We start from the raw sequence: 25,656 nt of genomic DNA on the forward strand, positions 1-25,656 counted from the left end.
GGGCTCACACCTGACCGATGAGGTCCTTGAGGTGGGAGCGCCAGTCTTCGAGCGCCTCGGCGCTGGGCAGCTTCGAGGCGGTGAGGGCGAGGAGGGTGCGGTCGTCGTCCTTGGGTTCGGCGGCGGCTTCGATCTTTGTGCCGTCAACGAGGTTCGCTCGCCAGTAGGAGCGCTTGGGTGTGGTCGAGACCCGCGGATCACCGTCGAGCGCGACTCCGCCGAGTTCGCCGTCGACGAGGGAGGCGACGCGGTCGATGACGTCGCCGCGCTCGCCGGTCACAGTCCGGGAGACGGCGACGTCGAAGGTGCCGTCGGCGCGCTGGCCGGGCACGCGGCGCCCGATCTCCTGCTCATAGGCGACGACGGCGCCTTGCACCCACCATCCGTGGTTGTCGACGACCCCGTCGAACTGCGGGTAGAGGGCGTCGGCGAGTTCCTTGTGGCTCGCGTCCTTCCCGCCGGCCTTCTCGAGGCGCTGCCGGGTCGTGGACCAGGGCTCGCCGAGGGCCCGTTCGATGGACTCGATGTTCTGCGCTTTCGTCGCCATGGTCTGAGTCTATGACGCGTGCGCGGTCGCGGCATCGCTGCGGCTCTGCCTGCTCGACGTAGACTGCCGCCATGGCGGGCGAGGCTGAGTACACCGAAGACGAGAAGTGGCTGGTCGTGCGCGGTCGGCGATGGCGGCGGACCGATCCCGCCCTGCCCGATCGTGTCGTCGAGGACCTCAAGAGCCACCTCGGTCGGGCGCGCAACGCGGTGAAGTCGGCGAGGAAGGCCGAGGATTCAGCGGCACTGCGGCGAGCCCGGGATCGCGTCGACCTCGCGAAGAGAGGGCTGGGCGAGCGCGGGGAGAAATGGTGGGAGCTCCCCGTCGATGAACGGCTGACCCGAGCCGAGGAGGCTCTGAACGAGCTCAGTCGATGACGACGAGCTCAGTCGATGACGACGAGCTCAGTCGATGACGAGTTCGCCCATCTCGTCCCAGCCCTCGCCGTCGATCTTGCGGGAGATGATCTTCGGTGTTGAGGCGAGCAGCGGGCGCATGGATTCGAGGCCGGCGGCGAAGTGGTCGCTGTTGACGTGGGGTTCGGCGCCTTCGTCGGTGAATGCTTCGATGAGCACGTACTCGTTGGGCTTGTCCAGGCTGCGCGACCATTCGAACCAGAGGTTGCCCGGTTCGGAGCGGGTCCCCTCGGTGAAGTCCTTGACGACGGCGGGGAAGGATTCCGCGTTCTCAGGCTTGACGTCGAATTTCGCGACGATGAAGATCATTGTGCTTCCTTGTCTCTCGGCAGTTGGACTCTGCGGGCAACGGGCCCTGCCACCACCCAATCATGAACAGCCCGCTTTGACGAGTCCGCGCCCGTGCTGCCTCAGGGCGGGCCGCGCCTGACTGCGAACGCTCACCCCCGGAACCCCCAGGCACCCGTCCGCGAGGAGGATCCAGTGCGATCCGGGCCCGATTTTCGGATCGGATCCTCCTCGTGGGGGCGATCAGTCGGCAGTCGCCCGACGCAGAAGAGCGACGAGCGCATCCCGCTCCTCACCGCTGAGCGCATCGACCGGTGCCTCAACGGCCAGCGCGTCAAGCACGTTCGTACGACAGTGGAGTCCAGCCTCGGTGAGCGAGACGAGTTTGGCGCGTCGGTCCTGCGGATGCGGACGACGTTCGACGAGCCCCTGATCCTCCATCCGGTCGACGACGTAACCGGCGTTCGACGTCTCGCAGCTCATGTGCTCGGCGAGCTCGGTCAGGCGCATCGGCTCGCCCAGCTCGCGCAGCGCGATGGCCTGTGAGGCTGTGATGCCGAGACGGTCGGCGACGCGACGGATATGAGAGTCCAGACGCTGGTTGAGGCGGGCGACGAGGCCGCAGAGTTCGACGTCGCTCCCGAGTCCGGACAGGGATTCAGCCATGTGCCGAGAATACCAGAATTTATCCGAACTCATATAGTCAAAGTTCGGAATATATGTTTAGACTTCGTATTATCCGAACTCGGACCATATGGAGGTCTACGATGCCCACGACACACGCTCCCGATCGCCTGCGCAGCCCCGCCGCACTCCTTGCCGCACTCGGTCTCGCGCAACTGCTCATCGGCCTCGACTACAACATCGTCTTCGTCGCCCTCCCCGAAATCGCCTCACTCGGCTTCTCCCCGCAGACTCTGCAATGGGTCGTCAGCGCCTACGCCATCGCCTTCGGCGGCTTCCTTCTCCTCTGCGGCAGACTGACCGACACCCTCGGGCGTCGCCGGATGTTCCTCGCAGGCCTGGGACTCTTCATGTTCGGCTCGCTGCTCGGCACTTTCGCGGTCGCCGAATGGATGCTCATCCTCGGGCGCGGATTCCAGGGTCTCGGCGGTGCCGCACTGGCACCCGCGACTCTCGCGCTCCTCAGCGTCGGGTTCCCGGAAGGAGCTGAGCGCAACCGCGCCCTGGGCATCTGGGGAGCCGCAGGATCCGCGGGAATGGTCCTCGGATCCATCCTCGGCGGAGTCCTCACAGACGCCTGGGGGTGGCGCGCCGTCTTCGCCGTGAATATCCCGATCGTCGCCGCAATCGCAGTACTCGCCGTGATCGCGGTCCCGGCGGACAGACTTCGTCCATCCCTGCGCCGACTCGACGTTCCCGGTGCCGCGCTCACCACCGCCTCGGCGATTCTCATCGTCATGGGGCTGACCTTCGCCGCGGAGAAGGGATGGACGGCGGCACCGACTCTGCTCAGCCTCGGTGTGGGTCTGCTCAGCGCCCTCACCCTCGTCATCATCGAACGACGCACGAGACACCCGCTGCTCGACTTGGCCGGGTTCCGCAGCCGACACCTGGCCACGGGCGTCGCATCGACGTTCCTGTTCATGGCCGGCTTCGGCGCTTCGGCATATTTCCTCACGCTCTACTTCCAGGAGACGCGGGGCCTCAGCCCCCTCGCCACCGGGCTCGCCTTCGTCATCCCCTGCCTCGGGGTGCTGGCGGGAACTATGCTCGGGGGTCGCCTGGCGACGAGGGCGGGGCTGCGCACGACGATGGCCACAGGACAGGTGATCGGTCTCCTCGGCGTCGGGGCGATCGCTGTCGTCGTCGGTGCCCACACCGTCTGGATCGTCGTGTTCGCCCTCGTGCTCCTCTTCAGCCTCGGGCAGGGCATCGTCTTCACGACGATGTTCGCGACCGCGACCACCGGCGTCGACGAGTCAGCGCAGGGCTACGTGGGCGGTCTCGCAACCGCCGGTCAGCAGATCGGCGGGGCGATCGGCCTCGCCGTGCTCATCACGTTGACCACGGCGATGTCGGGTCCGAGCCTGAGTATCGGAATGACCGGGATCGCCGCGATCATCGGTCTCGGTCTGCTCGTCGCACTCCTCGTCCCCGCGAAGCAGCCCACAGGGCAGTCAGGTCGGCGGCACGACCGCTCGCCCGCGAACTCGTAGGCGCTTCCCCGCGGTCGAGCGACGCCTCTGCGAGGTGGATCCAGTGCGAATCCGGGCCCGATTTCGAATCGGATGCTCCTCGCTGAGGCCCGCGGCCTTCCGCCGGCCGATCAGACCCGTTCGGCGATGAGGACGAGGAAGCCGCTGTCGGGCTCGAAGGGGTGGATCTCCCACGTCGAGAGCTTGAGGCTGACGATCATTCCGCTCGCCTCGACATCGTCGATGAAGTCGTCGAAGTCATACCCGCGTCCGGCCCCGAAACCGGCGACGAAGCGGCCGCCGTGCTTGAGGGTCGACCGGATGTTGGCAAGCGTCTGTCGCCGGGAGGCCGGATCGAGGAAGGCGAGCACGTTGCCGGCGCAGACGGTGACGTCGATGTCAGTGATGCCCGCCGCCGCGAAGTCGAAATCGGCGATGTCGCCGGTGTGCCATTCGCCGGAGGGGAAGTCCTCCTCGGCTACGGAGATGAGGAATTCGTCGAGGTCGACCCCGTAGACCGTGTGACCGGCACCGATGAGCAGTCCGCCGACTCGGCCGGTGCCGCACCCGGCATCGAGGATCCGTCCCCCGCGCGGTGCCATGGCGTCGACGAATCGCGCCTCTCCCCCGATGTCGTGCCCGGCGTCGACGAGCTTGCGCCAGCGCTGGGCGTAGTTCGCGGAATGGTCGGGGTTGTTCGCGCGGATCCGGTTCCACTGGTGGTCGAAGCTCATGGCCTCAGTGTATTCCCCGGGCGCCTCCCAGCAGTGCCGGAACCGCTCATGCGAGGACTTCGGCGACCACCTCGGCGACGGAGGCGACGGGGGCGGGAGGTTCGGGCGAGGTGAGGACGATGATGTTCCGTCCTCCGGCGCCGTCCACGGGATGGAGGTCGATGTCGTGCCCGCCGAGGGCCATCATGATCGGCGTCGCCAGGGTGAGTCCGAGCCCGGTGCCGGCGAGGGCGAGCGCGACTGCGGTGTCGGTGACGATGTGCGTCTCCTTCGCGTTGATCCCCATCGCCGAGGTGGCCAACCGCATCGCCCGCCCGAAGAGGTCCGTGGCCGGAGGCAGGATCCAATCCGCCTCGGCGAGGTCATCGGGGCCGGGCAGCGGCACACCTCGCGGGGTGACGACCCCGAAGGGTTCGGTCGCCACCGTCGTCCACCTCAGTCCGCGCATCGGCGGCAGCGGCACGGCCGGGTAGTCGATGCCGATGCCGAGGTCGATCGCGCCTTCGATGACGGCCGCCGACATCGTCTCGACGTTGACCTCGCGGGCGCGGACTTCGATGTTCGGATGCCGGCGAGCGAGGATGGCGACGATCGCCGGCAGCGCGACGACCGACGTCGACCCGAAGACGCCGAGGGTGACGATCGCCTCCGAGCCGAAGTCACGGCCGAGCATCGCCGTCTCCGCCTGCTGGTGGGCGGCGAGGATGTGGCGGGCGCGCGGCAGCAGGGTGCGACCGGCCTCGGTGAGGGTGAGACCCCGACCGCGACGGAGGACGAGGTCGGCACCGACGGTGCGCCGCAGTGCGCTCATGTGCTGGGAGACCGCGCCGACACTGTAGCCGAGCTGGTCGGCGGCTCGCGTCATCGACCCGAGCTCAGCGACGGTGACGAAGGTCTGCAGCTGCCCGAGCGTCCATGCCATGGGCTCACCCTATGTGTTTTAAGGAATCGTGAAAAGCGTGTTCACGAACTCTGCCTTGTCCTTAACTGTGAGGGACAGCACAATGGTGTGCAAGCCGACGAAGGCGTCGGCCGTACACAGAGCGAGGTGGAACGTGCAGGCTGATGTTGTCGTCATCGGCGGCGGGGTGATGGGCGCCTCGATCGCTGCGAACCTGGCCGAACGCGGCGCCGGGACCATCGTCCTCGTCGAACGCGACGTCCCGGGATGCGGGTCGACGTCGAAAGCGGCAGGCGGAGTACGCTGCCAGTTCTCCGACGAGGTCAACATCGCCCTGTCCGTGCGCAGCCTGGAGATCCTCCGCACCTTCGAGGCGGACTACGGCGTCGACATCGACCTCGTGTCCAACGGCTACCTCTTCCTCCTCGACTCTCCTGAGTCGGTCGCGGCGTTCGAGGCCAACGTCGCCCTCCAGCAGCGCATGGGCCTCGACTCCCGGATGCTCACCGTCGCCGAGGTCGCCGAGCTCGCTCCCTTCGTCGACACCACGGGTCTCCTCGCTGGGGCATTCAACCGCGGCGATGGGCACTGCACGCCGGAGGCCGTCGTCGCCGGCTACATCTCGGCCGCCCGGGCGCGCGGAGTCACGGTGCGCAAGTCGTGCGAGGTCACGGGATTCGCCACGAGGGGTGCCGCGGGGAAGCGGACGATCACCGCGGTGGAGACCTCGCTGGGTCCCATCACCTGTTCGCAGGTCGTGTGCGCGGCCGGGGCATGGTCGGGCCTCATCGGGGAGATGGCCGGCGTCGACCTTCCCGTGACCCCGCTGCGCCGCGAGATCATGGTGTCCGAACCGGTCGACTTCGACACATCGACGATGCCGTTCACCATCGACTTCGCCACGAGCTACTACGTCCACCCCGAAGGTCCCGGCCTCCTCTTCGGCTGCCCCGACGTGGAGGACCGGTGGGGCTTCGACGAACGCCGCGACCCCGAGTGGCTGTTCCGACTCTCCGAACTCATCGAGCAGCGGACCCCGGACCTCGCCGACGTCGAAGTCAAACGCGGGTGGGCGGGTCTCTACGAGATGACCCCCGACCACAACGCACTCATCGGCCAGGCGCCCGAGCTCGACGGATTCACCTACGCGTGCGGGTTCTCCGGACACGGGTTCCTCATGGGTCCCGCGGTCGGTGAGGTCGTCGCCGACATGATGACCGGACGCACCCCGTTCGTCGACGTCTCACCCCTGAGCAAGGACCGTTTCGCCGCCACCGGCCTGCGCAAGGAGCTCAACATCGTATGACTGCTGACCATGCCCCTCCCTCCTGGTCGGCCCGCACCGACCCGATCGATGCCCGCACCGTACCTGACACCACTGACACAGCCCACCGGAGCAGATCTCCGCTGACGAAAGGACCACGATGACCACCGCACCCACGGCCACGACCGCCCTGCCCTCCGATGACACGATCACCGGTCTCCTCGATGAGGGCTTAAGGGCCTGCGGTGTCGACGCCGCGGTCCTGTCACCAGATGCCGGCACCGGGACGACGCTCACGGCCCGCTCCCCCATCACCGGGCAGGTCCTCGGGACACTCGTCGCGGATACCCCGGAGACCGCCTCGGCGAAGATCGGACAGGCTCTCACGGCCTTCGAGACCTGGCGCGACGTCCCGGCACCGGTGCGCGGTCAGCTGGTGGCCCGGTGGGGTGAGCTGCTTGCCGAGCACAAGGAGGAGCTTGCCAAGATCGTCACCGTCGAGGCCGGCAAGACCCCATCCGAGGCCGCCGGCGAAGTGCAGGAGATGATCGACATCTGCGAGTTCGCCCTCGGTCAGTCCCGCCAGCTGTGGGGCAAGACGATGCCGAGCGAGCGCCCCGGCCACAGGCTCATGGAGACGTGGCATCCTCTCGGCGTCGTCGGGGTCATCTCCGCCTTCAACTTCCCCGTCGCCGTGTATTCGTGGAACACCGCACTCGCGCTCGTGGCCGGGGATGCCGTCGTGTGGAAGCCCTCGGAGAACGCCGTCCTCGCCGCCCTCGGTGCCCAATCCCTGCTCGCCCGAGCCGCCGCCGAGGTGGGGGCACCGGAAGGGCTCGTGCCCGTGCTCATCGGGGGCCGGGACATCGGTGATGCGATGGTCCGCGACGACCGCGTCGCCCTCGTCTCGGCGACGGGGTCGGTGCGGATGGGACGCGAGGTCGGGCCAGTCGTCGCCGAGCGCTTCGGGCGGGTGCTGCTCGAACTCGGCGGCAACAATGCCGCGATCGTCGCCCCGAGCGCCGACATCGACCTCGCCCTCCGTGGTGTCGTCTTCGCCGCCGCCGGGACGGCTGGTCAGCGGTGCACGACTCTGCGAAGGCTCATCGTCCATGAATCGATCGCCGAGGCCTTTGTCGAGAAGATCGTCGCCGCCTACCGAACGTTGAGCATCGGCTCCCCCACCGAGGACGGTGTCCTCGTCGGCCCGCTCATCAACGAAGCAGCGTACGAGGCGATGCAGAAGGCGCTGCGCCAGGCGGAGGACGAAGGCGGGGAGATCCTCGTCGGCGGCGGCCGGGTGCTCGCCGACGAGCGACCCGACGCCCACTACGTCGAACCCGCCGTCGTGCAGATGCCCGCACAGACCCCGGTGATGGAGTCAGAGACGTTCGCCCCGATCCTCTACGTCGTCACGTACACCGACCTCGACGAGGCGATCACGCTCCACAACGGTGTGCCGCAGGGTCTGTCCTCGGCGATCTTCACCTCAGACCTCGCCGAGGCGGAGACCTTCCTCTCCCGGTCCGACTGCGGTATCGCCAACGTCAACATCGGCACCTCGGGTGCTGAGATCGGCGGCGCCTTCGGCGGGGAGAAGGAGACCGGCGGAGGACGGGAGTCCGGGTCGGATTCGTGGAAGGCCTACATGCGCCAGGCCACGAACACGATCAACTACTCCGGTGAGCTGCCTCTGGCGCAGGGCGTCGAGTTCCTCTGAGGAGCGCGGGCGGTTGACTGCGTCTGCAGTAGACTGTGACCATGCCAGCCGAGAATCCCATCCTCCCAGCGACCTACGACATCGTCTGGTCCGGAATCGTCGTCGCCGGACTCATCCTGACCATCTGGGCGATGGTAAGCATCCTGCGCCCGGGGTTCGACCCTCGCGCCCGTCTGGTCTGGGCGATCATCGTTCTGCTGCTGCCCGTCGTCGGGGCAGCCCTCTGGTTCTACTACCGCACGCTTCCCCGCTGCGCCGCGTGATTGATCTCGGGTAGGCGCAGGCGCTCGGGACTGGTTCTCCTGGACTCAGTCGGCCCGCCCACCATGTCAGCGGTTCGGCGGATGCGGGCTCTCCCCAATGTCACCTCGGCGGGAGTGGAAGCGCTTCCAATGGTCATAGAGAGTTGCGGCCAGGCCGCCCAGGGAAATGAGCGGGAAGACGATGAGCCAGAGCGGCCACCACTGCTCTCCGTTGCGCAGCGCTTCCTCTCCGTTGAGCAGCGAGAGCGCCAACGACGTTCCGAGGGAGAAGGCGACGATGAGATTCCTCATGGTCGCGAACTTATCGGTGTCCACGTCTCGACTCAACCACCTTCGTTGACGCGATGATGCCACCGGCAACCCGCCGCGCCCGCATCTGCCTCGGAGAACTAGAATTGCCGGTGAGCACAGACGACAAGGAGCACACCCGTGATTGAGCTGAAGACACCCGCCGAGATCGACAAGATGGCGGTGACCGGTCGCTTCGTGGCGAAGACGCTGACCGAACTGTCTGAGACAGCCGAACCGGGCATGAATCTCATGCACCTGGAGAAGCGGGCGCGCAGACTCATCGAGGAGGCCGGCGCGAAGTCGTGCTATTGGGACTATGCCCCGTCCTTCGGCTCGGGCCCGTTCCGCAACGTCATCTGCCTCTCCGTCAACGACGGCGTCCTCCACGGCAAGCCGCACGACTACGTCATGCAGAACGGTGACCTCCTCACCCTCGACTTCGCCGTCTCCATCGACGGCTGGGTCGCCGACGCCGCCCGCTCGGTCGTCGTCGGCGAGGGCAGTGACGAGGACCAGCGCCTCATCGACTCGACTTGGGCCGGGCTGGAAGCCGGCATCGGCGCCGCCCAGCCGGGGGGCCGCCTCGGCGACATCTCGCAGGCGATCGGGGACGTCGCCGACGAACAGCGGATCCCGGTCAACCTCGACTTCGGCGGGCACGGGCTCGGGCACACGATGCACGAGGACCCCCACGTCGCCAACCGCGGCAAGGGCGGTCGCGGCATGGTGCTCAAGCCGGGCCTGACGCTGGCGATCGAACCGTGGTGGTCGTTCACCTCGAAGAAGCTCAAGGTCGACGAGGACGGCTGGACGCTGCGACTGGCCGACGGCTCGAACGGCGCGCATTCGGAGAACACCATCGCCATCACCGAGGACGGCCCGAGAGTGCTCACGACGCTCGACTGAGCGTCCGTGTCTGTGCCGCATGCCAGACTGATCCCATGTCCTACACCTGCACCGAATGCGGCTACTCGACCGTCAAATGGCTCGGCCGCTGCCCCGAATGCCAAGCCTGGGGAACGCTCGAGGAGAAGGGCCAGACCGCCTCGACGGTGAAGACGAAGGTGAAGAAGTCGAGCGGCGCGAAGTCGATCACGAAGGTCGACTCGACGCTCGCGGTGGCACGCAGGACCTACGTCGATGAGTTCGACCGCGTGCTCGGCGGCGGGATCGTCCCCGGCGGGGTCATCCTGCTCTCCGGTGAGCCGGGGGTCGGCAAGTCGACGCTGCTGCTCGACGTCGCAGCCCGGGCCGCGAAGTTCGAATCGACCGTCCTCTACGTCACCGGCGAGGAGTCGGCCGGACAGGTGCGCCTGCGGGCGAACCGGATCAACGCCCTCGAGGAGAACCTCCTGCTCGCCGCGGAGACGGACCTGGGAACCGTGCTCGGCATGATCGAAGCCGAAGACCCCGACCTGCTCATCGTCGACTCGATCCAGACCCTGGCCTCCTCCGAGGTCGACGGCGTTCCCGGCGGTGTCACGCAGGTGCGCGAAGTCGCCGCCGTCCTCATCCGCGAAGCCAAGGCCAGGTCGCTCTCCACGGTGCTCGTCGGACACATCACGAAGGACGGCACGATCGCCGGACCCCGTCTGCTCGAGCACTTGGTCGATGTCGTCTGCACGTTCGAAGGCGAGAAGCACTCCCGACTGCGCATGCTACGGGCGGTGAAGAACCGCTTCGGGCCCACCGACGAAGTCGGGTGCTTCGACATGGAGGAGAACGGGATCAGGAGCCTCGAGGACCCCTCCGGCCTCTTCCTCTCCCGCAGCACCGGCTCGAATCCCGCCGGAACGTGCCTGACCGTCACCCAGGAGGGCAAGCGTCCACTCCTCGTCGAGGTCCAATCCCTCGTCACCGAATCAGCCGCCGGGCAGGCGCGTCGATCCGTCTCCGGTGTCGACTCCTCCCGGGTGGCGATGATGCTCGCCGTGCTCAGCCAGAACATCTCGACGACGAGCTTCGCGAAGTCCGACGTCTTCACCGCCACGGTCGGCGGCGCCAGACTCACCGAACCCGCCAGTGACCTGGCGATCTGCCTGTCCCTGGCATCGGCGGCGAAGGACAGCGCCCTGTATGCGAAGTTCGTCGCGATCGGCGAGATCAGCCTCTCCGGTGAGATCCGCAACGTGCCCAACATCGGCCAGCGGCTCAGCGAGGCGGCGAGACTGGGCATGAACCGCGCAATCGTCGCCCGCGGCGCCCTGCGCGGGGTCACCGTCCCCGACGGCATGGTCGTCAAGGAGTGCGAGCATATCGCCGAGGCGGTCGCTACCGTCGTCAAGAACAAATCCGAGGACCCCGCAGACAGCAAGTGAGCTTGCCGTCGGCCCGGAGAAAGTCCGGGACAACGGAGTGAAAACAGGGCATGCTTGGAAGATGACGACCACAGTGTTTCCCACGCTGAGGACCACCGACATGGAGGCCACGACCACCCTGCTCGTCACCCTCGGCTTCACCGAGCGACTCACGGTTCGCGACGACGAGGACCCGAGTCTCATCCTCCACGCCGAATACGCACTCGGCGACACCGGAGGCATCATGGTCGGTTCGGTGCGCCACGACGGTTCGGCCCTCGACAGCGTCGGCGGAGCCTCCATCTACGTCGTGGTCGCGACCGAGAGGGAGGTCGACAGGCTCTACCGGGAGATCATGGAACTCGGCCATGCGATCGTCAGACCGGTGGCCACACAACCGCACGGCGGCAGGGAGTTCGACTTCCGTGACCACGACGGCAATTCGTGGGGCGTGGGGTCCTACCGCGGGGCTTGAGGCCCGTCCTGGACTAGAATCCTCAGACCCGTCCGGAAGCAGAACCCTCAGGCCCGTCAGGGCGAAGAATCCTCCGAGCCCGCAGTCTCCTTCGGAGAGGCGTCCTCGGACTTCTTCTTCTCCTCGTCCTTCGCCTTCTTCTCCTCGGCTTCCTTCTTCTCCTTGGCCTTGGTCGCCTCATCCTTCTCGAGCTCGAACTGCGCAGGAGCGCTCTCCTTGTCGCCGAGCTTGACGACGAGGGCGTACTTCCCCGGGGCGAAGCCCTTGTCCGTCTTGTTGCAGTTCTTGTCGACGCGGACCCGATTCCATTCGAACTGCGCAGTCTTCTGCGACTGCGGCGCGAACTCCGTCGGCGCCTCGGCGTTCTCGTCATCGTCGGCGGCGCAGTACTTCGACGACCAGACGACGTCGGAATCCTGCATGACGACGAATTCCTGCTGCTTCGTCCCCACCTCGATGAGGCAGGTGGCCGTGTGGTTGTTCGCCACCGTCATCTCGAACTTCGGCTTCGCGTTCTCGTCGTAGCTCTTCTTGTCGACCTTCGCGCTCACAGCGACGGCCTTCTCCGGGCACGCACCGCTGGCCGCCTTCTCGTCCGGCACGGGAGCCTGTGGGGTGGGTGAAACGGTGGTCGGGGCCGGCTCGGCCGTCTGCTCTCCCCCGCCGCCGGTCAGAACCTTCGTGATCCCGACGATGCCCAGGACGAGGAGACCGATGACGACGAGGCTGAGCACACCGAGCGTGATCCGACGTCGACGGTAGACGTGCGCAGGCAGCTTCCCGCTAGACTGGCGGGGCTGCTGCGGCTGCGAACCACGATCGGAAGGAGTCATCGCAATGAGCCTAGGCAATTGCGAATGAGCATCCAAATGACACACCGCACCACGTCCCAAACTGGGATCACCCCCACAGATGCGGCCTTCCCGGACGTTCCCGAGGCCGATATCGCCGAGGTTCAGGCGACGATCATCGACTGGTTCGCCACCGCCGAAAGACCCCTTCCCTGGCGGGATCCTGAGACTACCGCCTGGGCGGTCCTCGTCAGCGAGATCATGTCCCAGCAGACTCCTGTCGCCCGCGTCGAACCCCGGTGGCGGGCGTGGATGGCGAAGTGGCCGACCCCGGCTGATCTCGCTGCCGCCCCCACCGCCGAGGTGCTCCACAGTTGGGATCGTCTCGGCTACCCTCGCAGGGCGCTGAGGCTGCAGGAGGCCGCCCGAGTCATCGCCGAGGAGCGGGACAACCGAGTCCCTGAGACCGCCGCCGAGCTCGAGGCCCTGCCCGGCATCGGGTCCTACACCGCGGCCGCGGTCGCCTCCTTCGCCCACGGCCAGCGCACGACCGTCCTTGATACCAATGTGCGCAGGGTCCTCATCCGGGTCTTCGCCGGCCGGGACCGGCCCAGCACCTCACCGAGCAGGCGGGAGACTCAATGGGCCGAACAGTTCGTGCCTGCCGTCGATCATGTGCGGTGGAACGCCGGGGTGATGGAGTTCGGGGCCCTCGTGTGCACCGCCCGCAGTCCGAAGTGCGATGACTGCCCCCTCGCCGAGGTGTGCGCCTGGAATCGCTCGGGACGTCCCACCTCGGCGACGAAGCCGAAGACCCAAAAGTGGGCCGGGACGGACCGACAGCTGCGCGGGGCGATCATGGACGTCCTCAAGGCCCGGCACGAAGACACCCTCGACGAGGCGGCGGACGATCGACACGACGGCGTTCCCTTCGACCTCCTCACCGCCCCCACGGCGGCCCTCGATGAGGACATGGTCGAATCCCTCGGAACGGCCACCTCGGCGAAGCTGAGGAGGATGCGCGACCTCAGCGCCGACGCAGAGCGGATCGCGCGGCTGGCAGCCGATCTCGTCTCGGACGGTCTGGCCACACGACACGGGGATCGTCTCAGCCTGCCGCGGTGACGGATCGGCCGCCGGCCACGGTGCGGACACGGGACACGGACATCGGAGTCCTCGACTCCTTCGGACCCTCACAATTCCCTCAACGCACCTTGCCTCGTGCGCGGATCCTGTTGTTAGATGAGACCATGGACGCGCGCTTCATCACCGTCGACGACATTTCGTTCCACTGCCTGGTCAGCGAGCCTGCTGACGACAGCGCTGAAGCAGTGATTCTGCTCCACGGCTGGCCGCAGACGGCAGGCTGCTGGCGCGATGTCGTTTCCAGACTGCACGGACCGGACGCGGATGCCCGGTACCGTGTCGTCGCACCCGACCTGCGCGGCTATGGGCTCAGCGACAAACCGGCGGACGGTTACGACAAGCGGAGCATGGCCTGGGACATCCTCGGCATCATGGACTCCCTCGGCATCGACCGCGCCCATTTCGTCGGCCATGACCGCGGCGGTCGAGTCGCCCATCGACTCGCCCTCGACTCGCCCGAGCGGGTCGCCACGCTCACCGTCCTCGACATCGCCCCCACCCATGCGATGTTCACCAACGGGCGGATGCGGACGGCCGAAGGCTACTTCCACTGGCTCCTCCACATGCAGAAGGACCTGCCGGAAGCGCTCACCGCAGGCAGGACCGCTGAGTACCTGCGCTACTTCTTCGAACGCTGGACGGTCCGCCGAGACCGGCTCGATCCGCACATCGACGACTACGTCCGCGCCTTCGAGCAGCCCGGGGCCATGCGGGCGGCCTTCGATGACTACCGCGCCACCCACGAGGATGTCGCCGTCGACGAAGAGGACTTCCGCGCGCAGCGGAAGCTGACGATGCCGGTGCTCGCGCTGTGGGGTGCCGGCGGTCTGGCCGCGAACACGGACATCGCCACCGTGTGGGAGTCCTACACGGAGAACGTCGACGGACGCGCCATCCCCGACTGCGGCCACTTCATCCCCGAGGAGGCGCCGGAGACCCTGGTCTCCGAACTCCGGGAGTTCTGGTCGCAGTCCCGCTGAGCCGCGACCCGGGATCGGCAGCTGCCTAGAGGTACTTGATCATCCGGGTGTTGCCCAGTGTGTTCGGCTTGACCCTGGCGAGGTCGAGGAACTCGGCGACGCCCTCGTCGGCGGAATGGAGGAGTTCGACGTAGACCTCGGGCGAGACGGGGATGCCCTTGATCGGCTCGAACCCGAGGGACCCGAAGAACCCGGTCTCGAAGGTGAGACAGAAGACTCGGTTGACGCCGATCTCGACGGCGTCGGCGAGCAGCTGGCGGATGAGCGCCTTGCCGACTCCCCTCCCCCGGTAGTCCGGGGAGGTCGCTACGGTGCGCGCCTCGGCGAGGTCGGCCCAGATGATGTGCAGTGCCGCGCAGCCGGCGAGGATCTCCGAACCGTCAGGCTGCTCGTCGACGACGAGCCAGAACTCCTGGAGGGACTCGAAGTAGGTCACGGTGTCCTTCGCCAGCAGAATCCGCTGTTCGGCCAGAGGCTCGACGAGCGCTTCGATGCCCTTGACGTCTGATGTCCTCGCCCGGCGCAGGCGCAGCCCGCTCGGCAGCCCATGCGGCTGGTGGTGGTCTGCGGCGACGAGTCCGTGGTCGAAGGCGGCTGAGCTCATGCCCTCATTCAACACCATCGTCGGCGCAGGACTCATCGTTGTCCGCACCCGAGGCGGGGGCGGGCTGAGCTCCTCCGCAGACAGCGAAGCGGCCTCGGGGCGAAGAACCGTGGTTCTTCGCCCCGAGGCCGCTTGCGGTGGGCGTCGGTTCGGTCAGCCGATCAGATCAGCCGACCGCTTCGCTCAGGACGCTGAGGATCCGGACGAACCGGCACCGGCGAGCTCCTCACCGGAGGTCGAATCATCGCCTCCCGACGTCGGGAACGTCTCCGTCTCGACGCCGTCGAAGGTGAACTTCGCATCCTTGCCTTCGCCCTCGATGTCGACCTTGATCGTCTGACCGCGGCCGATCTCCTTGAACAGGATCTTCTCCGAGAGCTGGTCCTCGATCTCGAGCTGGATCGTCCGACGCAGCGGACGGGCACCGAGCACCGGATCGTAGCCGCGATCGGCGAGGAGGTTCTTCGCCGCATCGGTGAGCTCGACCTTCATGCCCTGATCGGCCAGACGCGTGTCGAGACGCTCGAGGAAGAGGTCGACGATCTCGATGATCTCCTCCTTGTTCAGCTGCGGGAACACGATCGTGTCGTCGACGCGGTTGAGGAACTCGGGACGGAAGTGCTGCTTGAGCTCTTCGTTGACCCGCTGCTTCATCCGGTCGTAGTTGGTCTTGGTGTCACCCTCGACCTGGAATCCCATCTGCAGGCCGCTGGAGACGTCGCGCGTACCCAGGTTGGTCGTCATGATGATGATCGTGTTCTTGAAGTCGACCTCACGACCCTGCGAGTCGGTGAGTCGGCCGTCTTCGAGGATCTGCAGCAGCGAGTTGAAGATGTCCGAGTGGGCCTTCTCCACCTCGTCGAAGAGGACGACCGAGAACGGCTTCCGGCGCACCTTCTCCGTGAGCTGACCGCCCTCTTCGTAGCCGACATAGCCGGGAGGCGAACCGAAGAGACGCGAGACGGTGTGCTTCTCCGAGTACTCCGACATGTCGAGGCTGATGAGCGAATCCTCATCCCCGAAGAGGAACTCGGCGAGCGCCTTCGCGAGCTCGGTCTTTCCGACACCGGTCGGGCCGGCGAAGATGAACGAACCGGAGGGACGCTTCGGATCCTTGAGGCCGGCGCGCGTGCGACGGATCGCCCGCGAGATCGACTTGACCGCGTCGTTCTGGCCGATGATGCGCTTGTGCAGCTCGTCTTCCATCCGCAGCAGACGCGAGGACTCCTCCTCGGTGAGCTTGAAGATCGGAATGCCCGTGGCCGAGGCAAGCACCTCGGCGATGAGATCGGCATCGACCGTGGCAGAGGTGTCTTTGCCGCTCTTGCGCCACGCCTCGGTCTGCTCCTCCTTCTCGTGCTGGAGCTTCATCTCCGAGTCGCGCTCTGAGGCGGCGAGTTCGAAGTCCTGCGCATCGATCGCTGCTTCCTTGCGGTGACGAGCCTCGAGGATCTTCTCCTCGAGGTCGCGGATCTCCTGCGGCACCGACAGACGCGAGATGCGCAGCTTCGCACCCGCCTCGTCGATGAGGTCGATCGCCTTGTCCGGTAGGTACCGGTCGTTGATGTAGCGATCGGACATGTTCACCGCCGCGGCCAGCGCACCCTCGGTGATCGTCACCTTGTGGTGGGCTTCGTACTTGTCGCGCAGACCCTTGAGGATCTCGATCGAGTGCGCGAGCGAGGGCTCGGGCACCTGGATCGGCTGGAAGCGGCGCTCGAGAGCGGCATCCTTCTCGATGTGCTTGCGGTACTCGTCGAGCGTCGTCGCACCGATCGTCTGCAGCTCACCGCGGGCGAGCATCGGCTTGAGGATCGAGGCGGCGTCGATCGCACCTTCGGCGGCACCCGCACCCACGAGGGTGTGGATCTCGTCGATGAAGAGGATGATGTCTCCGCGGGTGCGGATCTCCTTGAGCACCTTCTTCAGGCGTTCCTCGAAATCACCGCGGTAGCGGGACCCGGCGACGAGCGACCCGAGGTCGAGCGTGTAGAGCTGCTTGTCGGTGAGGATCTCGGGGACCTCGCCGTTGACGATGGCCTGGGCCAGACCCTCGACGACGGCGGTCTTGCCGACGCCGGGCTCACCGATGAGAACGGGGTTGTTCTTCGTCCGGCGGGAGAGGATCTGCATCACGCGCTGCATCTGCTCGTGGCGGCCGATGACCGGGTCGAGCTTGCCCTCGCGGGCGGCGGCAGTGAGGTTGCGGCCGAACTGGTCGAGGACGAGCGAACCCGACGGGGTGCCCTCCTCGCGTCCGCCGGCGGCCACGGGCTCCTTGCCCTGGTAGCCGGAGAGGAGCTTGATGACTTCCTGACGCACACGCCCGAGATCCGCGCCGAGCTTGACGAGGACCTGAGCGGCCACGCCCTCTCCCTCGCGGATGAGGCCGAGCAGGATGTGCTCGGTGCCGATGTAGCTGTGGCCCAGCTGCAGCGCCTCGCGGAGGCTGAGCTCGAGGACCTTCTTCGCGCGCGGGGTGAACGGGATGTGCCCGCTCGGCGCCTGCTGGCCCTGCCCGATGATCTCCTGCACCTGATCGCGCACCTGCTCGAGGGAGATGTCCATCCCTTCGAGTGCCTTGGCTGCCAGGCCCTCACCTTCGTGGATGAGGCCGAGCAGGATGTGCTCGGTGCCGATGTAGTTATGCTTGAGGAGTTTGGCCTCTTCCTGGGCGAGCACCACCACTCGGCGGGCTCGGTCAGTGAACCGCTCGAACATATTCACCCTCCTGGAGTCTTCGTATTCTGTAGAGCGTAACGACCCGCCCCCTGGATCTATTGCACGTTTCGCCCTCAGCCGAAACCGTTCGGCTGAGGGCGAAATCGGTTGCCGACCATACCCGTGCTCCCGGCCGCACCCATGCGTCCTGCCGTCTGCCGGACACCGCCGAGGCGGTCGACCGATATCCGATCCCTCACCGACCGTTCGGAGCGGGGATCCGAACGGATGCCCGCTGGATGATTTCACCGCTGTTCCGCATCCGGCACCGGGGTGACAACCGATCTTGCGGACTGGACTTAACTCGGCGGTAATGTCTGGCGACAGGTTCTATTTGACCGTTCGCGCTCAGCTCATTCACAAGAATCGTTGGAACTTCTCAAAACATTCCCATTCCCCGGATTCCCGAATTGCGAGACGATCGGGCACCGCGAATAACGGTGTAAACAGAGAACCGCGGGAACGACGATCCTCTCGTCGCTCCCGCGGTGCCCTTCTATTGTCCGCATCGGACCGACCGCCTTATCGGCGGAGTCCGACCGGGTATTCAGTTCTCGGCGGCTTCGTAGGCCTGCACGATCTCCTGCGGAATGCGTCCGCGGTCACCGAGCTGGTAGCCGTTCTCCTGCGCCCATTCGCGAATCTTGGCGGTATCGCGCTTGGGTCCGGAACTCGACGATCCTCCGCGGCGTCCACGTGAGCCGGGATTGGCCACGCGGCGCGCTTTGGCGATGTACGGGGCGAACGTCTCCCTCAGCTCTTCGGCGTTCTTCGTCGAGAGCTCGAGTTCGTACGTGCCCTGGTCGAGGCTGAAGCGAACGGTCTCCGCTGCTTCCGAGCCATCGAAATCATCCGTGAGGACGAGTCGCATCTCCCGTGCCATGTTCACCCTTTTCGTGTTCAGAAGACTTTACGGGTGTAAGCATAACATCTGTTTCCGCATTAGCGTCCAATTCGCTAACCTCATGTTCGGAATAGAATTTCTCGATCTGCTCGCGTTCGCGCCGATCCGCGCGAACAATGTTGCGCATCACGTACCAGAAGAGCAATCCGACGCATATCGAGGGAAGCAGGGCTTTGATGAGGTCGAGCACGACTCAGCCTTCCTCTCGGGATTCCGAATTCGCGGTCGCGATCGGTTTGGTGAAGGGGAAGAGAATTGTTTCTCGAATACCGAGCCCGGTGAGCGCCATGAGAAGTCGGTCGAGACCCATTCCCATTCCGCCCGTCGGGGGCATTCCATGCTCCATGGCCATGAGGAACTCCTCGTCGAGGCCCATCGCCTCGTCGTCGCCGCGGGCGGCGTCGGCGGCCTGGGCTTCGAAGCGCTCGCGCTGGATGACGGGGTCGACGAGCTCGGAGTAGCCGGTGGCGAGTTCGAACCCACGCACGTAGAGGTCCCATTTCTCGACCACGCCGGGCTTCGCACGGTGTTCGCGCACCAGGGGTGAGGTGTCGACGGGGAAGTCGGTGACGAAGGTCGGCGCCCAGAGCCTGTCCTTGTAGAAGTGCTCCCACAGCTCCTCGACGTATTTGCCGTGGGACCGGAAGACCCCGCCGAGGTCGACGTCGTTGTCCGCTGCGATCTTCTCGAGCTCCTCGATGCCCGTGAGCGGGGTGACCTCGACCCCGGACTCAGCGGAGAGGGTCTCGTACATGCTCACGACCGCCCACTCGCCGCCGAAGTCGTATTCGGTTCCGTCCTCGAGGGTGACCTGGAGGGAGCCGGTGGCGTCCTGGGCCGCATTCTGGACGAGCGTCTTCGTCAGCTCGGCGATCGAATGGTAGTCACCGTAGGACTGGTAGGCCTCGAGCATCGCGAACTCGGGCGAATGCGTCGAATCCGCTCCCTCGTTGCGGAAGTTGCGGTTGATCTCGAAGACATTCTCGATGCCGCCGACGATCGCCCGCTTGAGGAAGAGCTCGGGGGCGATGCGCAGGTACATGTCGATGTCGTAGGCGTTCATGTGGGTCTTGAACGGCCTGGCCGTCGCTCCGCCGTGCATGACCTGGAGCATCGGGGTCTCGATCTCGATGAAGTCCTGCTCGGCGAAGGTCCGGCGCAGGGAGGCCATCACCTTGGCGCGGGTGCGCATCGTCTCCCGGGCGGCGTCGCGGGTGATGAGGTCGAGGTAGCGCTGGCGCACGCGGGTGTCCTCGGCGAGCTCGGTGTGCAGTCCCGGCAGGGGGCGCAGCGCCTTCGAGGCCATCGCCCACGAGTCGGCGAGCACCGAGAGCTCACCGCGCTTGGACTTGATGACCTTACCGTGGAGGAAGAGGAAGTCGCCGAGGTCGACGTCGGCCTTGAAGTCCGCGAGACGGTCCTCGCCGACCTCGCGCAGCGAGAGCATGCCCTGCAGGCGGGTTCCGTCACCGGACTGGAGGGTGACGAAGGCGAGCTTGCCGGTGGTGCGGACGAAGACGACACGGCCGACGACGCCGACGACGTCGTCGGTCTCGTCTCCGGCCTCGAGATCGGGGTGGGCGGCGTGCACCTCGGCGAGGGTGTGGGTGCGGGGCACCGAGACGGGGTAGGCCTCGGTGTCGGAGTCCAACATCCGCTGCCGCTTGTCCTTGCGGATCCGGATCTGCTCCGGATCGAGGTGCTCCTGCTGGGATTCTGCGGCTTCGGGGGCGATCGACTCAGTTTCTGCCATGGGATCAAGGCTACCGTGCGCCCGCCCTGCGGGGGAATTCGCGTGAGCCCGACGAGACCCCGGTCTCAGTCGAGGAGAGCGAGGATCTCCTGGGCCTGCGCCTCGGTGATCCGACCGAGTGCAAGCGCCTTCGCCGTCGTCGACCGGGCCAGTGCGATGTAGCTGTTGCGGGTCGCCGGACTGGAGACGCTGAGACTGTATTCGCTCAGGGCGGCCAGGTGCGCGGCCAGGGTTCCCGCGTCGCCCCGGCTGACCGGGCCGGTGAGGGCCTTCGCACCGTTCTGCAGGGTGTTGGCGACGCTGGCGTCGACGAGGGCGGTGAGGACCCGGGAGGGATCGTCGACCCCCGCCTCGGTGAGCATGTCGAGGGCTTCGGAGATGATCGTGATCGTGTGGTTCGAGGCGTGGGTGATCGCGGCATGGTAGAGCGGACGGTCGGCCTCGGCGATCTCGATCGGCTCCGCTCCCATCTCGACGACGAGGGCCTCCCCGACCGGGCGAATGGGTGCCGGGGCGGTGACGGCGACCGTCGACTGCCGCAGCCGCGGCAGGTCGAGGGCGGTGCCGGTGAAGGTGAGCGAGGGGTGGAGGGCGATGGGCAGGGCTCCGACGCCGGTCGCGGGTTCGAGGACGTCGGTGCCGAAGCGTCCGGCGCAGTGGACGATGATCTGTCCGGCATGGATGCGCCCGAGGGCGACGAGACCGGAGACGAGGGAGGAGATCTCATCGTCGGGGACGGCGACGAGGAGGAGCTCGGCGCGTTCGGCGATCCGGTCGGGTGGGAGGACCGGAACCCCGGGCAGCATCTCCTCGGCCCTCTCCAGGCTCGTCGCCGAGGTGGCGCTCACCCCGATGATCGCGTGCCCGGCCGCCCGCCAGGCGGCCCCGATCACGGCACCGACCCGCCCTGCGCCGATGATGCCGATGCCCAGCCGCGGTGCGTCGGGGACGCTCATCGGCCGATCCCCGTCCCGCTGCGGACCTGCTCGTCGTAGCGCTGCCGGGCGATGCGGGTGCGGTCGGCGTGCTCGGCGAAGAACGCCAGAGCATCCTCGGTGGCCTGATGGGTGACATGGGGTTTGATGGGCCCTGCCGTCGAATGGACGGCGACCGTGGCGAGCCCGAGGGCCCGCTGGAGGGGCCCCTGCTGGAACTGCATCGACTGCACGCGCTCATGCGGGACGAAGTCGACTCGGCGTTCGAAACGGCCGAGGCGGATGATCAGCAGCGCATCGGTGAGCGCGAAGGCGCGACGCCTCCACACGAGCGGATCGATCCACCGTGAGGACCGCGGCTGCCGATGGAACTCCGCCTCGGCGGCGGCTGCCTCAGCACCGTCCGCGACCGGACCGTGCATCGCGGCGAGGATGAGGCTGCGCACGCTCACCCCACCTGAGACCCGGGGTTCGGGCAGGGCGAGGCCGATCATCGTCAGCGCCTGGTCGAGGTCGCCGACGGGCAGGAGCAGGTTCGACTCACCGGACTCACCGGAGCTGGCGATGTTGTACTCGGCCTTCCACCATCCGGCCTTCCGCCACAGGAGCGGCTGGTGGAGCGCCACGGCCTGCACCCGGTCGAGCGGGATGACCTTGCGCGAGGTCGAGGCGAGACCGTGGCTGACGGCGAGCCCGGAGTCGGTGAGGCGGACGACGAAGTTCGCATTGTTGAGGTCCTTCTTCACCGAGGCGAAGGCGGCGATGCCGGCGGGCAGGACGCCGAAGAGCATCGGCACGGCGGCTTCGCGGACGCCGCTGATGAAGAGGATGATCGCTGCGACGATGACGGCGACGAAGATGAGGACGCCGATGAGGAAGTCCGTCTTGAGCAGGGAGGCGATGACCACCCGGTGGACGGGGACGCGGATGATCTCGCCCTCGTCCTTGACCTGGGCCGACACCCCATAGGGAGCGAGCATGTCGTTGAGGCTGCCTTCGGCCTCCCCGAGCGCGTCGCCGGCCATCGTCGAGAGCCGTTTGGTCAGCCGCACGCCGACGCTGTCTCCGGCGCGTTCGGGGGCTGAGAGGTCGATCGTCGGTGCGCGGGTTCCGTCTCTCCCGTCACCGGGAATTCCCTCGCCGAGGCGGTCCCCCGTCTCCGTCGCGCCCTGGCCCTCCCCCGGGCCCGGGGCATCGGCGGGCGCGGCGGCCTGCTTGACGTCGCGGACGGCGGCGAGGAGTTCGTCGCGCAGCAGGTCGGCGCGCTTCCTGCTGAGGTACTTCAGCGACACGTTCGAGCCCTTGCCGCCGGCGACGTCGAAGACGAGTTCGGCGAGTCCGAGGAGGCGCGGCAGGAGCTTCTGCTGGAGGTCGATCGACTGGACGCGGTCGAGGCGGGCTTTGCGCACCTTCTTCGCGATCAGTCCGGAGCGCGCGTAGATCGCCTCGTCGTCGACGCGGTAGCCCATGACCCGCCACGCGAGCCAGCTGTAGAGGGCGCCGATGAGGACGATGAGGACGATTCCGCCGATGACGGCGAGGAGCACGAGCTGGTGGGAGCCGAGCCAGGCGGCGAAGGAGAGGTCGATCGCGTCGCCGCTGGCGAGGTCGCTGATGGCCTGCTGGATGAAGTTCTGACCCACGTAGCCGCCGGCGACGAGGAAGACGACGATGATGCCGAGGCTCTCGAGCAGCGGCGTGAGCGGGTGGACACGGTGCCAGACGTCGGGGGCGGCCACCTCGGCGAGGGTGTCGGTCCCGTTCTGCGCTGCCATGCTCACAGGCCTGCCAGGTTCGCCTGCCCGAGGCCCGCGAGACTGTCGCGCAGGCGGTCGGCGTCGGCGCGGGGCAGGCCGGGGATCGTCGCATCGGTGGCGGCTGAGGCGGTGTGGAGCTTGACGGTGGCGAGGCCGAACATGCGGTCGATCGGGCCGGAGTCGACGTCGACGAACTGGAGGCGGCCGTAGGGCACGACGGTGGTGCGTCGGAAGAGGATCCCGCGGCGGATGAGGAGGTCGTCGTCGCGTTCGGCGTAGCCGATGACCTTGGCCTGACGGTAGAGGACGATGAGGTAGACGATCGTCCAGATGAGGACGGCGACCCACGGCAGGTGGAGCCAGGGCTGGTCGCTGACGATCACGGGCAGGGCGATCGCGGCGGCCAGCAACGGGACGAAGAAGCACAGGGAGGCGATGGTCTCTTTGAGCCAGTACTTGGGGCTGACTCGGGTGAAGACGACGTCATCCGGAGTGGCTGTCATGCGGCTTCGGCTCCTGGAGGGTCTTGGGGCGGGAGAGTACAGAAGATCTCGACGATGATGCCGACGATCATCAGCGCGGCCGCGGCCGCCATCGCCAACAGCATACCGGCAGCCAGGTCGTTGCGGATGCCGGGCGCGGAGAGGAAGTAGTACGCGGCGTTGCCCACGTACCATCCGGCCAGTCCGGCTCCGGTCAGGGCGCTGGCCTTGGCCATCACCGCCACGCGCGCAGCCTGGAGGGGGTCGATCTCGCGGGTCCGGTCACCGTCGTTCCATCGCTTGATGGGGTACCCGAGGACGAGGAGGACGGCCGAGAGGATGAGCATGCCGATGATCGCGAACCACGGCTGACCGGGCAGGGCGAGGCCCTGGGATTCGAGCAGGACGTCGACGACGACGCCGAGCAGGGTGCCGGCGGTCGCCCAGAGGACGAGGGTGCCCGGTGTCGTTCGCTGCATGTGTCCCAGTCTTGCAGATCAGGCGTCTGCGCGCTCGATCCCCTGGTCGTCGAGGGAGGCGATGGCCTCGGCGATCGGTCGCGGCCCCGTCGGTGAGTCGACGACCGTGTCCGGGGCGATCTCCGCCCAGGGCACGAGGACGAAGGCCCGCTCGTGGGCGCGCGGGTGCGGCAGGGTGAGGGCGGCGGAGTCGAGGACGACGTCGACTCCCTCGGCGGTGTAGGCGATGACGTCGATGTCGAGCGTCCTCGGCCCCCATCGCAGCTCACGGGTCCGTCCGCAGGCGACCTCGATGCCCTGGCAGACGGCGAGCAGTTCGCGCGGGGGCAGGGTCGTCTCGACGATGACGCCGAGGTTGAGGAAGTCGTTCTGCTCGACCCCTCCCCACGGTGCGGTGCGGTAGAGCGAGGAGCGGGAAGCGACGCTGATGCGCGGGTGCCGGTCGAGGGCGGCGACGGCCTCATCGAGGGTGGTCGCGGCCTCACCGAGGTTGGCACCGAGGCTGAGGTAGGCGCTGGCCGACGCGGGGTCCGATCCGTCGGCCTGGGGCGCCGTCTCCCGGGACCGGTCGACGGTGACGGTCACGTCGGCGAAGGTGTGGTCGATCGGGGCACTGGGTTTGTGGACGACGACCTCGACACGCTCGGTCAGGGTCAGGCAGTGGGCGGCGATCGCCTCGGCGAGGGTCTCGATGAGGTCGAACGTGTTGTCCTCGACGATGCGGGCGACATCCTCGGCGAGTTCGCCGTAGTGGATGGTGTCGGCGATGTCGTCGGTGGCCGCAGCCGCCGCCGTCGACGCGTGGAGGGTGACGTCGATGACGAAGTCCTGGCCGTCGCGCTTCTCGAAGTCGAAGACGCCGTGGTTGCCGCGCACGGTGAGTCCGCGCAGCGCGATCCGGTCCGGCAGCCCGCTCACCGCTGCGTCCCCGGGGACGGGGCGTGGTCGGCGATGGCGCCTGCGACCCGGCACGCCAGCGCCGAGGAGGCCGGGTCGTGGACGCGCACGGCCCACGCTCCGGCCTGGGCGGCGAAGGCGGAGATCACGGCGGTCGCCTCGTCCTTCTCAGCCTCTCCGGCCTGGGCCGGATCCTCAGGTGAGACGAGAGAGGCGATGAAGCGCTTGCGGCTCGCGGCCACGAGCAGGCGCTGATCGAAGACGGCGAACTCGCTCAGCCCGGCCAGAATCTGCCAGTTGTGCTCGGCGTTCTTCGAGAACCCCAGACCCGGGTCGACGATGATGTCGGCGGGGTCGACGCCGGCGGCGACGGCGGCGTCGATGCGGGTGCGCAGCTCGGCGATGACCTCGGCCACGACGTCGTCGTAGTGGAAGCTCGCATCCGCCCGGTCGAGGTAACCGCGCCAGTGCATGAGGACGATGGGAACGCCGGTGTCGGCTGCGACGGAGAGCATCGCGGGATCGGACAGGCCTGCCGAGACGTCGTTGATGATCTGCGCCCCGGCGTCGATGGCGGCCGCGGCCACGCGTGCGCGCATCGTGTCGACGCTGATGCGGGCCCCTGCGCCGGCGAGCTCGCGGACGACGGGGATGACGCGACGCAGCTCCTCGGCCTCATCGACGCGGGTGGCTCCCGGCCTCGTCGACTCTCCGCCGATGTCGAGGATGTCGGCTCCGGAGGAGAGGAGGTCGAGCCCGTGGGCGACGGCCGAGGACTGGTCGAACCAGCGGCCGCCGTCGGAGAAGGAGTCGGGCGTGACGTTGAGGACGCCCATGATCTGCGTCGCCATC

Annotated in this window: 28 protein-coding genes; 10 read left to right on the top strand and 18 right to left on the bottom strand. The window is 67.3% G+C overall.

The features are described 5' to 3' along the window. Positions 1–4: 4 nt before the first annotated feature. Positions 5–547, bottom strand: coding sequence for a hypothetical protein (locus tag BC102111_RS07910; RefSeq protein ID WP_101623991.1), 543 nt, complete (start codon positions 545–547; stop codon positions 5–7). Positions 548–618: 71 nt separating this feature from the next. Here BC102111_RS07910 and BC102111_RS07915 point away from each other — a divergent pair, with 71 nt between their 5' ends. Next, a complete protein-coding gene (locus BC102111_RS07915) occupies positions 619–924 on the top strand; it encodes a biopolymer transporter Tol (RefSeq protein ID WP_101623992.1) in 306 nt (101 codons plus the stop codon). A 27-nt stretch (positions 925–951) separates the two neighbouring features. On the opposite strand, the gene BC102111_RS07920 is transcribed toward BC102111_RS07915, so the two are convergent. Then, positions 952–1,272 (bottom strand): putative quinol monooxygenase, encoded by a 321-nt coding sequence (locus BC102111_RS07920; protein WP_101623993.1) that lies wholly within the window; start codon positions 1,270–1,272, stop codon positions 952–954. 222 nt (positions 1,273–1,494) lie between these two features. Then, positions 1,495–1,917 carry a MarR family winged helix-turn-helix transcriptional regulator gene (locus BC102111_RS07925; RefSeq protein WP_101623994.1) on the bottom strand — a complete coding sequence of 141 codons (423 nt, stop codon included), beginning with the start codon at positions 1,915–1,917 and terminating at the stop codon, positions 1,495–1,497. Between the two features lie 101 nt (positions 1,918–2,018). On the opposite strand from BC102111_RS07925, the gene BC102111_RS07930 reads away from it, so the two are divergent. Continuing rightward, positions 2,019–3,431 carry an MFS transporter gene (locus BC102111_RS07930; protein WP_101623995.1) on the top strand — a complete coding sequence of 471 codons (1,413 nt, stop codon included), beginning with the start codon at positions 2,019–2,021 and terminating at the stop codon, positions 3,429–3,431. Positions 3,432–3,541: 110 nt separating this feature from the next. Here BC102111_RS07930 and BC102111_RS07935 read toward each other — a convergent pair whose 3' ends face one another. Next, positions 3,542–4,144 (bottom strand): class I SAM-dependent methyltransferase, encoded by a 603-nt coding sequence (locus tag BC102111_RS07935; RefSeq protein ID WP_009380648.1) that lies wholly within the window; start codon positions 4,142–4,144, stop codon positions 3,542–3,544. 46 nt (positions 4,145–4,190) lie between these two features. Continuing rightward, complete coding sequence (locus BC102111_RS07940; RefSeq protein ID WP_009380650.1) at positions 4,191–5,066, bottom strand: LysR family transcriptional regulator; 876 nt, start codon at positions 5,064–5,066, stop codon at positions 4,191–4,193. A 133-nt stretch (positions 5,067–5,199) separates the two neighbouring features. Between BC102111_RS07940 and BC102111_RS07945 the strand changes: the two genes are divergently transcribed. From BC102111_RS07945 to BC102111_RS07955, 3 genes are all read left to right on the top strand, one after another. Beyond that, positions 5,200–6,351, top strand: a complete 1,152-nt coding sequence (locus BC102111_RS07945) for an NAD(P)/FAD-dependent oxidoreductase (RefSeq protein ID WP_223290027.1) — start codon at positions 5,200–5,202, stop codon at positions 6,349–6,351. Between the two features lie 118 nt (positions 6,352–6,469). After that, positions 6,470–8,029, top strand: coding sequence for an L-piperidine-6-carboxylate dehydrogenase (gene amaB, locus BC102111_RS07950; protein ID WP_063249261.1), 1,560 nt, complete (start codon positions 6,470–6,472; stop codon positions 8,027–8,029). A gap of 41 nt (positions 8,030–8,070) precedes the next feature. Then, complete coding sequence (locus tag BC102111_RS07955; RefSeq protein ID WP_063249302.1) at positions 8,071–8,292, top strand: PLD nuclease N-terminal domain-containing protein; 222 nt, start codon at positions 8,071–8,073, stop codon at positions 8,290–8,292. Positions 8,293–8,358: 66 nt separating this feature from the next. Here BC102111_RS07955 and BC102111_RS07960 read toward each other — a convergent pair whose 3' ends face one another. Beyond that, a complete protein-coding gene (locus BC102111_RS07960; RefSeq protein ID WP_131248340.1) occupies positions 8,359–8,583 on the bottom strand; it encodes a hypothetical protein in 225 nt (74 codons plus the stop codon). 138 nt (positions 8,584–8,721) lie between these two features. On the opposite strand from BC102111_RS07960, the gene map reads away from it, so the two are divergent. The 3 genes from map (at position 8,722) to BC102111_RS07975 (ending at position 11,355) form a co-directional block, all read left to right on the top strand. After that, positions 8,722–9,489, top strand: coding sequence for a type I methionyl aminopeptidase (gene map / locus BC102111_RS07965; RefSeq protein WP_063249262.1), 768 nt, complete (start codon positions 8,722–8,724; stop codon positions 9,487–9,489). Between the two features lie 35 nt (positions 9,490–9,524). Further along, positions 9,525–10,901, top strand: a complete 1,377-nt coding sequence (gene radA / locus BC102111_RS07970; protein WP_101623997.1) for a DNA repair protein RadA — start codon at positions 9,525–9,527, stop codon at positions 10,899–10,901. A 61-nt stretch (positions 10,902–10,962) separates the two neighbouring features. Further along, positions 10,963–11,355 (top strand): VOC family protein, encoded by a 393-nt coding sequence (locus BC102111_RS07975; RefSeq protein ID WP_223290026.1) that lies wholly within the window; start codon positions 10,963–10,965, stop codon positions 11,353–11,355. 56 nt (positions 11,356–11,411) lie between these two features. On the opposite strand, the gene BC102111_RS07980 is transcribed toward BC102111_RS07975, so the two are convergent. Next, a complete protein-coding gene (locus BC102111_RS07980; RefSeq protein ID WP_223290025.1) occupies positions 11,412–12,188 on the bottom strand; it encodes a hypothetical protein in 777 nt (258 codons plus the stop codon). Positions 12,189–12,224: 36 nt separating this feature from the next. Between BC102111_RS07980 and BC102111_RS07985 the strand changes: the two genes are divergently transcribed. After that, positions 12,225–13,271 carry an iron-sulfur binding domain-containing protein gene (locus tag BC102111_RS07985; protein WP_063249266.1) on the top strand — a complete coding sequence of 349 codons (1,047 nt, stop codon included), beginning with the start codon at positions 12,225–12,227 and terminating at the stop codon, positions 13,269–13,271. A 125-nt stretch (positions 13,272–13,396) separates the two neighbouring features. Continuing rightward, positions 13,397–14,272 carry an alpha/beta fold hydrolase gene (locus tag BC102111_RS07990; protein ID WP_063249267.1) on the top strand — a complete coding sequence of 292 codons (876 nt, stop codon included), beginning with the start codon at positions 13,397–13,399 and terminating at the stop codon, positions 14,270–14,272. 25 nt (positions 14,273–14,297) lie between these two features. Here BC102111_RS07990 and BC102111_RS07995 read toward each other — a convergent pair whose 3' ends face one another. The 11 genes from BC102111_RS07995 to folP form a co-directional block, all read right to left on the bottom strand. Continuing rightward, positions 14,298–14,876: an amino-acid N-acetyltransferase gene (locus tag BC102111_RS07995; RefSeq protein WP_009380675.1), complete on the bottom strand. Its 579-nt coding sequence runs from the start codon at positions 14,874–14,876 to the stop codon at positions 14,298–14,300. Between the two features lie 183 nt (positions 14,877–15,059). After that, positions 15,060–17,597, bottom strand: coding sequence for an ATP-dependent Clp protease ATP-binding subunit (locus tag BC102111_RS08000; RefSeq protein ID WP_063249268.1), 2,538 nt, complete (start codon positions 17,595–17,597; stop codon positions 15,060–15,062). Positions 17,598–18,144: 547 nt separating this feature from the next. Continuing rightward, positions 18,145–18,480: a histone-like nucleoid-structuring protein Lsr2 gene (locus tag BC102111_RS08005; RefSeq protein ID WP_009380677.1), complete on the bottom strand. Its 336-nt coding sequence runs from the start codon at positions 18,478–18,480 to the stop codon at positions 18,145–18,147. Next, positions 18,446–18,691, bottom strand: a complete 246-nt coding sequence (locus BC102111_RS08010) for a hypothetical protein (RefSeq protein ID WP_095376677.1) — start codon at positions 18,689–18,691, stop codon at positions 18,446–18,448. Before BC102111_RS08010 ends, BC102111_RS08005 begins: the two co-directional genes overlap by 35 nt. Positions 18,692–18,694: 3 nt before the next feature. Further along, complete coding sequence (gene lysS, locus BC102111_RS08015; RefSeq protein ID WP_101623998.1) at positions 18,695–20,254, bottom strand: lysine--tRNA ligase; 1,560 nt, start codon at positions 20,252–20,254, stop codon at positions 18,695–18,697. A gap of 65 nt (positions 20,255–20,319) precedes the next feature. Then, a complete protein-coding gene (locus BC102111_RS08020; protein WP_101623999.1) occupies positions 20,320–21,210 on the bottom strand; it encodes a Rossmann-like and DUF2520 domain-containing protein in 891 nt (296 codons plus the stop codon). Next, entirely contained in the window at positions 21,207–22,964 is a 1,758-nt protein-coding gene (locus BC102111_RS08025; RefSeq protein ID WP_063249270.1) for a PH domain-containing protein, read from the bottom strand. Before BC102111_RS08025 ends, BC102111_RS08020 begins: the two co-directional genes overlap by 4 nt. Before the next feature lie 2 nt (positions 22,965–22,966). Then, entirely contained in the window at positions 22,967–23,449 is a 483-nt protein-coding gene (locus BC102111_RS08030; RefSeq protein WP_009380682.1) for a PH domain-containing protein, read from the bottom strand. Continuing rightward, positions 23,446–23,907: a DUF3180 domain-containing protein gene (locus BC102111_RS08035; protein WP_009380683.1), complete on the bottom strand. Its 462-nt coding sequence runs from the start codon at positions 23,905–23,907 to the stop codon at positions 23,446–23,448. Before BC102111_RS08035 ends, BC102111_RS08030 begins: the two co-directional genes overlap by 4 nt. Positions 23,908–23,925: 18 nt before the next feature. Next, a complete protein-coding gene (gene folK, locus BC102111_RS08040; protein WP_197464167.1) occupies positions 23,926–24,825 on the bottom strand; it encodes a 2-amino-4-hydroxy-6-hydroxymethyldihydropteridine diphosphokinase in 900 nt (299 codons plus the stop codon). Further along, positions 24,822–25,655 carry a dihydropteroate synthase gene (folP, locus tag BC102111_RS08045; RefSeq protein WP_009380928.1) on the bottom strand — a complete coding sequence of 278 codons (834 nt, stop codon included), beginning with the start codon at positions 25,653–25,655 and terminating at the stop codon, positions 24,822–24,824. Before folP ends, folK begins: the two co-directional genes overlap by 4 nt. Between the last annotated feature and the right edge of the window lies 1 nt (position 25,656).

The organism is Brevibacterium casei CIP 102111 (assembly GCF_900169275.1).
Classification (GTDB): domain Bacteria; phylum Actinomycetota; class Actinomycetes; order Actinomycetales; family Brevibacteriaceae; genus Brevibacterium; species Brevibacterium casei.